10 protein-coding genes are annotated in these 12,014 nt (G+C 43.4%); 6 read left to right on the forward strand and 4 right to left on the reverse strand.

The features are described from left to right. Positions 1–52: 52 nt before the first annotated feature. Complete coding sequence (locus JJQ88_RS12940; protein WP_210366376.1) at positions 53–1,801, forward strand: ABC transporter ATP-binding protein; 1,749 nt, start codon at positions 53–55, stop codon at positions 1,799–1,801. A gap of 57 nt (positions 1,802–1,858) precedes the next feature. Further along, positions 1,859–3,664, forward strand: coding sequence for an ABC transporter ATP-binding protein (locus JJQ88_RS12945; RefSeq protein WP_210366441.1), 1,806 nt, complete (start codon positions 1,859–1,861; stop codon positions 3,662–3,664). A gap of 128 nt (positions 3,665–3,792) precedes the next feature. Here JJQ88_RS12945 and rnjA read toward each other — a convergent pair whose 3' ends face one another. Both rnjA and JJQ88_RS12955 read right to left on the reverse strand, forming a co-directional pair. After that, positions 3,793–5,460, reverse strand: coding sequence for a ribonuclease J1 (rnjA, locus tag JJQ88_RS12950; RefSeq protein ID WP_210366378.1), 1,668 nt, complete (start codon positions 5,458–5,460; stop codon positions 3,793–3,795). 3 nt (positions 5,461–5,463) lie between these two features. Next, positions 5,464–5,676, reverse strand: a complete 213-nt coding sequence (locus JJQ88_RS12955; RefSeq protein WP_210366380.1) for a DNA-dependent RNA polymerase subunit epsilon — start codon at positions 5,674–5,676, stop codon at positions 5,464–5,466. Positions 5,677–6,376: 700 nt separating this feature from the next. Here JJQ88_RS12955 and JJQ88_RS12960 point away from each other — a divergent pair. Then, on the forward strand, positions 6,377–7,147 hold the full coding sequence (locus JJQ88_RS12960; RefSeq protein WP_210366382.1) for a Cof-type HAD-IIB family hydrolase: 771 nt from the start codon (positions 6,377–6,379) through the stop codon (positions 7,145–7,147). 206 nt (positions 7,148–7,353) lie between these two features. Here JJQ88_RS12960 and def read toward each other — a convergent pair whose 3' ends face one another. Beyond that, positions 7,354–7,908 carry a peptide deformylase gene (gene def, locus JJQ88_RS12965; protein ID WP_210366384.1) on the reverse strand — a complete coding sequence of 185 codons (555 nt, stop codon included), beginning with the start codon at positions 7,906–7,908 and terminating at the stop codon, positions 7,354–7,356. A 203-nt stretch (positions 7,909–8,111) separates the two neighbouring features. Then, a complete protein-coding gene (locus tag JJQ88_RS12970; RefSeq protein WP_210366386.1) occupies positions 8,112–8,243 on the reverse strand; it encodes a YjcZ family sporulation protein in 132 nt (43 codons plus the stop codon). Between the two features lie 219 nt (positions 8,244–8,462). Between JJQ88_RS12970 and JJQ88_RS12975 the strand changes: the two genes are divergently transcribed. From JJQ88_RS12975 to JJQ88_RS12985, 3 genes are all read left to right on the forward strand, one after another. Next, positions 8,463–9,143 carry a YkyA family protein gene (locus tag JJQ88_RS12975; RefSeq protein WP_210366388.1) on the forward strand — a complete coding sequence of 227 codons (681 nt, stop codon included), beginning with the start codon at positions 8,463–8,465 and terminating at the stop codon, positions 9,141–9,143. Positions 9,144–9,912: 769 nt separating this feature from the next. Beyond that, on the forward strand, positions 9,913–11,028 hold the full coding sequence (pdhA, locus tag JJQ88_RS12980) for a pyruvate dehydrogenase (acetyl-transferring) E1 component subunit alpha (protein WP_210366390.1): 1,116 nt from the start codon (positions 9,913–9,915) through the stop codon (positions 11,026–11,028). Positions 11,029–11,031: 3 nt separating this feature from the next. Beyond that, positions 11,032–12,009: an alpha-ketoacid dehydrogenase subunit beta gene (locus JJQ88_RS12985; protein ID WP_210366392.1), complete on the forward strand. Its 978-nt coding sequence runs from the start codon at positions 11,032–11,034 to the stop codon at positions 12,007–12,009. Positions 12,010–12,014 lie beyond the last annotated feature (5 nt).

Raw genomic sequence — 12,014 nt, forward strand, 5'->3', positions numbered from 1 at the left:
ATATATTTATGTATACGTGCTTTTTCTTTTTATTTCCAAAGGAGGGGATTGGATGGAGACATTCAAGAAATTAAAAGCATACTACTGGCCATATAAAAAGTATTTTATCTGGTCAATAATATTCATGTTTGGCGTGACCGCGACTACAGTCACTTACCCGATGATCCTCCAGCTAACAATTGACAGGGCGGTAATCGGGGGGGAATATCATTTAATTCCTGTGCTTGTGGGAAGTTTCGTAGGCTTCATGCTTGTAAAAGGCGTTTGCACCTATATCTATCAGTATACAGGTGATTTGTTTGGCATCCATTCAGTATACAGGCTCCGGAATTCACTCTATGAAAAACTGCAATTTTTATCCTTCAAATACTATGACAACGCAAAAACCGGCGACCTTATGTCTAGGCTGACAGCTGACGTCGAAGGGTTCCGCTTCTTCTTGAGCTTCGGTTTTTCCGAACTAATCCGTTTTATCCTGTTGATTGGCATCAGCTTTTCAGTGATGTTCTATTATTCTATTTCCCTCACATTTGTGACACTCGCCACCTTGCCATTCCTTGCAATTGCCGTCTATAAATTTGACAAGGCGGTTCATCCTGCCTTCAGGGGAATAAGGAGTTCTTTCGGAAAATTGAATACCAAGGTACAGGAGAACATAAGCGGTATCAACACTGTAAAATCCTTATCAAGGGAAGACTACGAGATTGCCAGGTTCAATGCAACGAATGGTGATTATAAGGATAAGTATTTATTCACTTCGGAGATATGGGCAAAGTATTTCCCCTTGATGGAGTACCTGGGCAATGTAAGCATTGTGCTCCTCCTAGGATATGGAGGTTATCTGGTAATGGCGGGTTCCATCCAGCCTGGGGAACTTGTAGCTTTCTACAGCCTTGTATGGTATATCATGTGGCCAATCATGAATCTGGGATTCGTCATTAACCTGTTTTCCCAGTCAAAAGCATCAGGGGAGAGGTTGCTAGAGATCCTTGAAGCTGAAGAAGAAGTCGAGGAAAGGGAAGGGGCACTTGAAATCGAAAAGCTGTATGGGGACGTCACGTTCAAAAATGTGACGCTTCGCTATGGTGAAGAGGAGAACGAGGCATTGTATGATATAAGCTTCCGGGCACGCCCAGGCCAGACAATCGGCCTGATTGGATCAACAGGCTCAGGAAAGACAAGCCTCACTCAGTTGATGACAAGATTTTACGAACCTGCAGGAGGAAAGGTGCTGATTGATGGCCGGGATATCAAGGAGTATTCTCTCCGCTCTCTTCGGAGCAATATTGGTATTGTCCTTCAGGAGTCTTTTTTATTTTCGTCGACCATTAAAGCGAACATTTCTTACGGCAAGCCTGATGCGACGATGGAAGAAATCAAGGATGCTGCTAAACGGGCACAGGCGCATGATTTCATCATGGGCCTGCCGGATGGCTATGACACCATGCTTGGAGAAAGGGGAATGGGCCTCTCAGGAGGGCAGAAGCAGAGAATCGCGATTGCCAGGGCAATTTGCGTTAATCCTAGCATCCTTATACTTGACGACGCAACAAGTGCGGTTGACATGGAGACAGAATTTGAAATCCAGAAGGCTTTGTTTGAAGTCATGAAGGGCCGGACGACTTTTATCATAGCCCATCGGATTTCTTCCTTGAAACATGCGAATGAAATCCTCGTGCTTGAAAATGGAAGGATCGCTGAACGTGGAACACATGAGAAGCTCCTGAAAAATGGCGGAACATACCAAAAGATCCATGACATACAGTTCAAGGACCGCCACAGCGCGACACATACCGGATGAGCATCGCAAGGTCAGAGGAAGTTTAAAACACAGGGGGGGAAGAAATTGAGCAGACGAATGGACTCTAAGGTGATGAAACGATTCCAGTATTCAACTGACCAGGTCATTGACAAGCCTTTTAACTGGCAGCAAATGCTGAGATTGTTCAGTTATATGCTGCCATATAAAAACAATCTAGTACCGCTCTCGATCACGATGGTGCTGATCACGACTGCAGTCAGGCTTGCAATCCCTATTTTGATCGGGGTTTACACCCTCGACCAGGCGATCAAACAAAAAGATGGAAACATGTTGATCACACTGGTTGCCATTATCGCAGGGCTTTATACGGCTTCATACATTGCGAATAGGTATAGGATCCGCTGGATGAACCAATTAGGGCAGAATGTCATCTTGGATTTACGGAAGCATTTATTTGCCCATGTCCAGGGTCTGTCACACCGATTTTTCGATCAACGGTCTGCTGGTTCGATCCTTGTCCGCATCATGAATGATATCAATTCGCTGCAGGAGCTTTTTACAAATGGTGTCATCAATCTGCTGATGGATATGGTCCTATTGATTGGGGTTTTCTTCATCTTGTTTTCTCTAAGCCCTCAGCTGACCCTTGCAATCATGGTGATTTTGCCAATCATGTTCCTGATTTCAACGAAGCTTAGGAAGAAGATCCGCCGTTCATGGCAGGATGTGCGGATGAAACAATCGAAGCTGAATTCGCACCTGAATGAAAGCATCCAGGGAATCAGGGTAACGCAGTCATTTACCCAGGAAAAAGAAAATATGGCGTTTTTTGATGGCGTGAATCAAGAAACCTTCCAAAGCTGGAAATCTGCCTCACAAAAGAATGCGATGTTCAGGCCGCTGGTCGAGCTGACAAATGCGCTCGGTACTTCTGTGCTGATTTGGTACGGTGCCAGCCTGATCCAACATGGGACGATATCAATCGGTATCTTCGTTTCTTTTGCATTTTATTTAGGAATGTTCTGGGAACCGATCTCGAGGCTTGGCCAAGTATATAACCAGCTTTTGATGGGAATGGCTTCATCAGAGAGAATTTTTGAATTCCTTGATGAAAAGCCGATTGTTTCCGAAGCCGAATCGGCAGTGGAGCTTGAAGATATCAAAGGGGAAATAACCTTCGATAGGGTCGTATTTTCCTATGATGAAAAACGGACCGCATTGAAAGGGATCAGCCTGCAAATAAAGGCGGGACAGACGGTTGCGCTTGTCGGCCATACTGGGTCAGGAAAGACGACAATCGCAAATTTGATCAGCCGCTTTTATGATCCGACTTCTGGAATAGTTTTTGTCGATGGTCATGATCTTAAGCGTGTATCAATCCAGAGCCTGAGGAAACGGATCAGTATCGTTTTACAGGATACCTTCATTTTTTCAGGAACGATTTATGACAACATCCGCTTTGGACGTCCAGACGCCACTGATAGAGAAGTAAAGGAAGCAGCAGAGGCGGTGGGAGCAGCAGAATTCATCGAAAAGCTGCCGAAAGGATACGATACAGAGGTGGAGGAACGCGGCAATATCCTGTCAGTCGGCGAGAGGCAGCTTCTATCCTTTGCCAGGGCTTTATTGGCAGACCCCAAAATCCTGATCATGGACGAAGCGACTGCAAGCATCGATACGGAAACAGAGCTGAAAATTCAGTCAGCATTAAAAACGCTGCTTAACGGGAGAACAGCCATCATCATTGCCCACAGGCTGTCAACCATCAGGGAAGCGGATCACATATTCGTACTTGAGAACGGCCTGTTGATCGAAAGAGGAAACCATCAGCAGCTAATGGAATTGCGGGGGGAATACTATGACCTCGTTCAAGCGCAATTCAACATGCTGGACGCTGTTTAAGGAATTGGCAGCTTCTTTTCTTGTTCTTGCCGTTTAAAGGCTGGAAAAAGGAGAGAAACAAAAGAGGAGAACTGCTCAATGCAGGCAATAATAAAACCGCTGCGAAAGCAGCGGTTTTCATGTAACATTTAAACTTCCATGATGATCGGAAGGATCATTGGACGGCGTTTTGTTTTTTCATAAAGGAAGGGAGCGAGTGTATCAGTTATTTCATTTTTAATCTCTGACCATTGTGTAGTCTTTCTTTCCATCACTTTATTCAGGTGTTTACTGATTAAGCTTTGGGCATCGTTGATCAGATCCCCCGATTCCCTCATGTATACAAATCCCCGTGATATCAAGTCGGGACCAGCAGCAATCTTGAAATCTTTCATGTTGATGCTGACCACGACGACAACAAGACCTTCTTCAGAAAGGATGCGTCGGTCGCGAAGGACAATGTTGCCGATATCGCCAACACCGCTGCCATCGATGTAAACATTGCCGGAAGGGATTTTTCCTGCAACCTGTGCTTCGTTTTCCCCCAGTGCAAGAACCTCTCCGTTATCCATGATAAAGCAATTTTCTAAAGGTACTCCACAATCTAATGCTAACTTCGAGTGCATTTTTTGCATTCTGTGTTCACCGTGGATTGGCATGAAGAATCTTGGCTTCATCAGGCGAAGCATCAGCTTCTGTTCCTCCTGGCCTCCGTGCCCTGAAGTATGGATATCATTCAGGGAGCCATGGATGACTTCTGCTCCGGCACGGGAAAGCATATTGATTGTGCGGTTGACGCTGATCGTGTTGCCAGGAATCGGCGAGGAAGAAAAGACAACTGTATCACCCGGCTGGATCTGGATTTGGCGGTGTGTGCCATTGGCGATCCTTGATAATGCAGCCATCGGTTCTCCCTGGCTTCCTGTACAAAGAATGGTCACTTTATCTGCAGGCAGGCGATTGATTTGCTGAGCCTCAATGAAAGTATCCTTCGGCGCCGTGATATAGCCGAGTTCTTGTCCAATGTTGATGGCTGATTCCATACTTCGTCCAAAAACAGCAAGCTTTCTGCCATTCATGACAGCAGCTTCTGTTACCTGTTGCAATCGATGGATGTTGGAAGCAAAGGTAGCAAAAATGATTCTTCCATCAACCTTGCGGAAAATATCCTGGATACTATCGCCAACCCGGCGTTCCGACATCGTGAAGTTAGGTACTTCAGCGTTTGTGCTGTCCGAAAGGAGGCAAAGGACACCTTCCTTGCCGATTTCAGCCATTTTCGTCAGGTTCGCAGGCTCTCCTACCGGAGTGAAATCAAACTTGAAATCTCCTGTATGGACGATTTGCCCTGGAGGAGTCTTGACCACAATCCCATAAGAGTCCGGTATGCTGTGAGTCGTCCTGAAGAACGTGACGGAAGTCTTGCGGAATTTAATGATGTCATCTTCCTTGATTTCGATTAATTTTGTCTTTCTAAGCAGGCCATGCTCCTCGAGTTTGTTACGAATCAGGCCAAGGGCCAGCTTCCCTCCGTAGATTGGAATGTTGATTTCACGGAGCAAATATGGAATGCCGCCGATATGGTCCTCGTGGCCATGAGTGACGAACAGCCCTTTAATTTTGTCTTCATTCTTTACTAGGTAGGAATAGTCAGGAATCACATAATCGATTCCCAGTAGCTCATCCTCTGGGAACTTGATGCCGGCATCGATCAAAATGATTTCATCCTGGAACTGCACACCGTACGTATTTTTTCCAATTTCGCCCAGTCCACCGAGGGCGAAAACTGCTGTTTGGTCATTTTTTACAAATTTCATAAATTATCTTATCTCCAATACTTCAAAATCTTCTTTTTGTTTTTCATATTCATAATAATTACCCTCCACAGGCTCAATGTATTCCACATTGTATTGCCTATCTGCCATTTTTGACCGAACTTCCCTTTCAGAATCAGCTTCGACATAAAATGTTTTTGTCTTCTCCCGTACAGGAACTTGCTTGATGGATTCCTGATAGTAAACTTTAAAAATCATCGAAAATCTCTCTCCTTTATTTTTGCTTTTGTAAAAATAGCTTTGTCAAAATAACACTGCATATTTATTGAATAACGAACATCCATACATATTTACGGACTGAACAGAAGTGTCTCCGGCGCATTGCAGCAGGCTCAGGACGTCCGATCTTCTGCAGGAGTGTTTCGCTATCTGTTTACAGCAATGAGGTTTAACATAGCCTATAAAAAATTAACAATGGTGACATTGTAATTATTCATCAATTAGCGATCCGTTCCATTCACTATTTTTCCGCTATTACCCAATTTACAATAAGGAAGGAGCCCTTCGCAAGTTTGAAGGGCTCAAAGGTTTAAGCGATTGTTTTTTTTCGAAGCAAATCTTTCCACTGTTTCAAGAGCTTCTTCCTTAGCTTCTTCAACATAGTGGATCATCTCCTTACTTCTTATTTTAAACTATCCTTGTCCAAAGTAAAGTAGACAAGGAAAAGTTTAGCCAAGATAATTTTAGGGAAGCCTCTCTTTTTACTTATATTATATGATGAAATTCAGGAATTTTTCATGGGTAATCATGGAATGGCACAAATTGTCACCCGATTGACATAAGCGAGGTTACAATGTATATGCCTAAAATCAATTTGATAGACTGGGTGCAAAGTTTTCTGTATGTTAAAGTAAGACTTCAGCGTGAAAAAACATAAGTGGAAAAAAGGAGAAATAACATGAGTAAGATTGTATTTTTCGATATTGATGGAACCTTGCTGGACCACGACAAAAATTTGCCGGACTCAGCAATCGAAGGCATAAAGAAGCTTAAGAAAAATGATGTATTCATAGCGATTGCGACAGGAAGGGCGCCCTTCATGTTCGAAAGCCTTAGGAAAGAGCTCGGGATAGATTCATTTGTCAGCTATAATGGACAGTATGTCGTATTCGAAGGAGAGCCAATCTATAAAAACCCACTGGCTTCACAAAAACTGGAGGAACTTTATTCGGAAGCCAAACAAAATGGACATCCGATTGTTTTCATGAACCAAAAAACGATGAAGGCTTCTGTAAAGCATCATGAATATATTGAAGAGAGCCTCGGCAGCCTGAAATTTCCCCATCCGGAACATGATGAACGTTTTTATGCAAACAGGGAGCTTTATCAGTCACTGCTGTTTTGCGAGGATGGAGAAGAAGAATATTACAGGGGGAATTATCCTGAATTCCATTTTATCAGATGGCATCCCTACTCCGTCGACATCCTGCCTGCAGGAGGTTCAAAAGCTGAAGGCATCAAAAAGATGATGGAGAGACTAGGTTTCCCTCCTGAAAATGTTTATGCTTTCGGGGACGGATTGAATGACTTTGAAATGCTTAAAGCAGCTGGAACGGGAGTCGCAATGGGGAATGCAGTACCCGAACTGAAGCAGTGTGCAGATATTGTAACCCGTGGTGTGGATGAGGACGGAATTTGGTATGGTTTAAAGGAATTAGGTCTAATCTAAGAGTTGAGCTTTTTTAAAGTGATGGCTATGTTGAAGATCCGTTGATGAATACTTGCTGGTCGGAACGGAAATCAACAGTTGTATTTAACATAGCTTGAATAATGTGATCCCTCAAGCGGAATAAAGGATCCACAACGCTGCAAAGAGACGGCTTCAATTCGTCGTTCATCAAATTATAATAAAAGCCGGATCAGAAATGATCCGGCTTATCTTTCTATTTGGCTGGCATTTGGGATATCAGCAAAGGGGTCCTGCTTGTTGATATGATCATAGAACATGATGCCGTTCAAATGATCGATTTCATGTTGAAAAACGATGGCTGGAAGCCCTTTTAACCTGAGTTTGGTTTCTTTGCCATCAAGGTCCGCAGCCCTAACCGTTATCCGTGCGTATCTTGGAACGTATCCCGGAATGGCTTCATCCACGGACAGGCAGCCTTCGCCCGAAGCAAGGTAGGACTTTTCAACAGAATGGCTGATGATCTTCGGATTGAATAATGCGTGGCTGACAATATTCCCTTTTTCATCATTCACATGAACGGCAATCATTCTTTTTGTAACATTTATTTGCGGTGCTGCTAGCCCGATGCCTGGACGCAGGCCGTATTTTTCAGCCAGCTGTGGGACCTGGCTATTTTTTACATACTCCATCATGCTTTCCAGGGTGGCCCTATCTTCAGCTGCCGGCGGCATTTTTACTTCTTCCGCAACTTTTCGGAGGGCTGGATGGCCATCCCGGACAATGTCATCTATCGTCAACATCTTCATTCACCTCATATTAAACGATACTATGTATTAACATGTTTAGTCTAACAAAAGAACCATAAAAAGTTAAATGGAAATCAGAAAAGGGACCCCAAGAAAATGTCCATTTTTTCCGAGTCGTGAACCTCATTAATGACTTTATCAAATGAGAGCTTGGACAGCGAAAAAAGAGAAGGTGTGCTTCACCTTCTCCTGTAACTTTAGAATTTCCAGCAAGCGCAGCCAACAATGATCAACAGAATGAAGAGAACAACAATTAAGGCAAAGCCCCTGCCGTAACCAATTCCTGCTGCTGGATATCCATAGCCGCAGCCATAACCAAAACCATACATAAAGAAACCCTCCTCTGATATTTTTTCGCCCGCTTTTTCTCGGGTCGATTGCTATAGCCTATGCTGGAATGGAAAAAAGGTATAGGCTTATGCCCAAGTCATAAACTGAGGAGGAAATGAATATAGTTCTATTGTTCGGACATGCTCTTATCCGCTCCTATATCTATTGTCAAATCACGGCACAATCGCTATAGTAAAATTGGTATCTGTGAGGAGGTTATGATTTTGTCGGTATTTAAAAAAATCAGTTTATTATCCATCATGCTTGCTGGTGTTTTGAGCCTTGCCGGTTGCCTTGGCAAACAGTCTCCTGAGGAAAAAATGTTCGAAGAACTCGAAAAGGTTGTTTCGATAGAAAAAGATTTTGAAGAACAGCAGGAGCCGCTAGTGAAGCTTGAAAAAGAGGAAAAGAAAATTTATGAACAAATCATCTCGCTTGGAATGAAGGAATATGATCAGATTGTCAAGCTCTCAGATGAAGCATTGGCCATTGCTGACAAAAGAAGCGGGCATATTGAAAAGGAAAAAGAAAGCATTGGGGATTCGGCAAAAGAATTTGAGAATGTGCCTGGCTTGATTGAGGATATTGAGGATCAAGCATTGAAAAAGCAGGCAAAGGAACTGCAGAAAACCATGGAAGAAAGATATGAAATCCATGATGGGCTGTATGAGAACTACAAAAAAGGAATCCAATACGATAAAGAGCTTTATGAAATGCTGAAGGATAAAGAGCTAAGCTTCGAGAAGCTTGAAGAACAGATCAATAAGGTCAATGCTGTTTATGAGGTAGTGCTGGAGAAGAATAAGGAATTCAATAATAAAACAGATCAGTATAATAAACAAAAGATGGCTTTTTATAAGGAAGCTGGAATCGAAGTGAAGGAAGAAAAACAAAAATAAGCGAAACAACTAGCGGGAGCGGCAATTATTTATGCGGCTCTTTTTAGTTTTGGTTGATAGTAAATGGCATATGAAATATTAAGGGCAGAAAGTACATAGCGGATAGGGGAATTAGAAAAGATTGGCTCAGGCCGCAAAGGATATCACAATCCTGCAGGAGAAATCCATGCTCTGTTTTTGTTAGTGAGGACTTCCTTACCTTCTATGTGATGGTCCAGCATCCGTGCAGAGAAGAAAAGTTCCTGATTCCCACGGAAAGACACCTTTTTCCGTCTTTCGGCGAGAATCTATTATGTAATACAGTTCGCTAAGAGTTTTATATTATAGTACAGTCTGTTAATGTTCACTGATACAGTTACTTAAACAGGATAACAATATAAACAAAGTGAATAAAAAATAAAAAGATGAATCTAACTATTTGACGGGGATATTTTGGAGTTGTATACTAAAAATCGTAGCCTTTGGTTGTATTACTTTATTTGTTTTTTCCACTAATACAGAATCAGTGCGATTGAAAATCATAAATAGGAGTTTTTTTGCGGCTATTCTGTGGAAAACTAATTAATGGTGCCTCTGCAATGGAATATCTTGCAGAAGCTTTGCGAAAAGGTTGATCCCAGTATAGTCTTGTCTATTCCAAAAAAAATTATGAAAGCAACATTCGCTCGATGCTGTATTTAGAATCCAAGGAAGATTATCCTTCATTTGGGTAACCTACCTTTGTATATTAATTAAATTAAAGAAGTGAGAAAGGAAGAGGTGGCTCAGAATGGCATCTAAAACTAAAAACAATTCCGCTGATGCAATGAAGCAACTCGAAAAAATCGAAAGCCAATATGAAATGTTCCAAATTCTGAACGAGGAAGGCGAAGTCGTGAACGAAGCGGCTATGCCTGAGCTTTCGGACGAACAACTGCAAGAATTAATGAAGCGTATGGTTTATACCAGGATCCTTGACCAGCGTTCTATTTCGCTTAACCGTCAAGGACGTCTTGGATTCTATGCGCCCACAGCTGGACAAGAGGCTTCACAGTTGGCTTCACAGTTCGCACTTGAAAAGGAGGACTTCATTCTTCCTGGATATCGTGATGTGCCGCAAATGATCTGGCACGGGCTGCCGCTTACTCAAGCTTTCTTGTTCTCCCGCGGACACTTCAAGGGAAATCAGATTCCTGAGGGAGTCAATGTCATATCTCCGCAAATCATCATCGGTGCTCAATACGTTCAGGCTGCTGGCGTTGCATTAGGCATGAAGAAGCGCGGAACCAAGGCAGTTGCGGTCACTTACACTGGAGATGGCGGTTCATCCCAAGGAGATTTCTATGAAGGGATCAACTTTGCTGGCGCGTTCAAAGCTCCTGCTATTTTCTTTGTCCAAAATAACCGTTTTGCGATTTCAACTCCAGTTGAAAAGCAAACCGCCGCTAAAACGATCGCTCAAAAAGCAGTTGCTGCCGGTATACCTGGAATCCAAGTAGACGGAATGGACGCTCTCGCAGTTTATGCGGTTACGCTAGAAGCACGCAAGCGCGCGATAAACGGAGAGGGTCCTACATTGATCGAAACCATGACTTATCGTTATGGCCCGCATACTATGGCTGGCGATGATCCTACTCGCTATCGTACAGCAGACCTTGATAATGAATGGGAAAAGAAAGATCCTTTAGTACGTTTCCGCAAGTTCCTTGAAAAGAAAGAGCTATGGACAGAAGAGATGGAGAACGAAACAATCGAACGTGCAAAAGAAGACATCAAAAAGGCGATCAAGGAAGCTGATGATACGCCGAAGCAGAAGGTTACAGACTTGATGTCAATCATGTATGAAGAAATGCCAAACTACTTGAAAGAACAGTACGAAATTTATAAAGAGAAGGAGTCGAAGTAAGCCATGGCTCAAATGACAATGATCCAAGCAATAACAGATGCTCTTCGCACAGAGCTGAAGAACGATCCTAACGTTCTAGTATTTGGGGAAGACGTAGGTGTAAATGGCGGCGTGTTCCGTGCGACAGAAGGCCTGCAAAAAGAATTCGGGGAAGAGCGTGTATTCGATACTCCACTTGCCGAGTCTGGTATCGGAGGACTTTCAATCGGCCTTGCCCTTCAAGGGTACCGCCCAGTGCCGGAAATCCAGTTCTTTGGATTCGTATTTGAAGTTATGGATTCCATTGCAGGACAAATGGCCCGTATGCGCTATCGTTCCGGCGGGACTTACACATCGCCAATCACGATCCGCTCACCATTCGGGGGAGGCGTACATACGCCTGAAATGCACGCGGATAGTCTTGAAGGCATGGTTGCGCAGCAGCCAGGGCTGAAGGTAGTCATTCCTTCCACTCCTTATGATGCTAAAGGATTGCTGATTTCCTCCATTCGTGATAATGATCCAGTCATTTTCCTTGAGCACATGAAGCTTTACCGCTCTTTCCGCCAGGAAGTGCCTGAAGAAGAATACACCATTCCATTAGGAAAAGCAGAGGTAAAACGTGAAGGGAAAGACCTTTCCATCATCACTTACGGTGCAATGGTACACGAATCCCTGAAGGCAGCAGAAGAGCTTGAAAAAGAAGGGCATTCTGTTGAAGTCATCGATTTAAGGACTGTTATGCCATTCGACGTTGACACAATCATTGCTTCAGTTGAGAAAACAGGAAGAGCGATGGTTGTCCAGGAAGCCCAAAAGCAGGCTGGCATCGCTTCGCAAATTGTTGCGGAAATTAACGACCGTGCAATCCTGAGCCTGGAAGCTCCAGTGTTGAGAGTGGCTGCTCCAGATACTGTATATCCTTTTTCGCAGGCAGAAACTGTATGGCTGCCAAACTATAAAGATGTAATCGAAACAGCAAAGAAAGTTCTTGAATTCTAAACAAA

The sequence above is a fragment of the Bacillus sp. REN3 genome, assembly GCF_017912555.1.
Lineage (GTDB): Bacteria > Bacillota > Bacilli > Bacillales > Cytobacillaceae > Mesobacillus.

Bases quoted from the DNA above. Each gene is read 5' to 3' on its own strand.
- JJQ88_RS12940 (WP_210366376.1), top strand. From the start codon at position 53: ATGGAGACATTCAAGAAATTAAAAGCATACTACTGGCCATATAAAAAG.
- JJQ88_RS12945 (WP_210366441.1), top strand. From the start codon at position 1,859: ATGGACTCTAAGGTGATGAAACGATTCCAGTATTCAACTGACCAGGTC.
- rnjA (WP_210366378.1), bottom strand. From the start codon at position 5,460: ATGAAATTTGTAAAAAATGACCAAACAGCAGTTTTCGCCCTCGGTGGA.
- JJQ88_RS12955 (WP_210366380.1), bottom strand. From the start codon at position 5,676: ATGATTTTTAAAGTTTACTATCAGGAATCCATCAAGCAAGTTCCTGTA.
- JJQ88_RS12960 (WP_210366382.1), top strand. From the start codon at position 6,377: ATGAGTAAGATTGTATTTTTCGATATTGATGGAACCTTGCTGGACCAC.
- def (WP_210366384.1), bottom strand. From the start codon at position 7,908: ATGTTGACGATAGATGACATTGTCCGGGATGGCCATCCAGCCCTCCGA.
- JJQ88_RS12970 (WP_210366386.1), bottom strand. From the start codon at position 8,243: ATGTATGGTTTTGGTTATGGCTGCGGCTATGGATATCCAGCAGCAGGA.
- JJQ88_RS12975 (WP_210366388.1), top strand. From the start codon at position 8,463: ATGATTTTGTCGGTATTTAAAAAAATCAGTTTATTATCCATCATGCTT.
- pdhA (WP_210366390.1), top strand. From the start codon at position 9,913: ATGGCATCTAAAACTAAAAACAATTCCGCTGATGCAATGAAGCAACTC.
- JJQ88_RS12985 (WP_210366392.1), top strand. From the start codon at position 11,032: ATGGCTCAAATGACAATGATCCAAGCAATAACAGATGCTCTTCGCACA.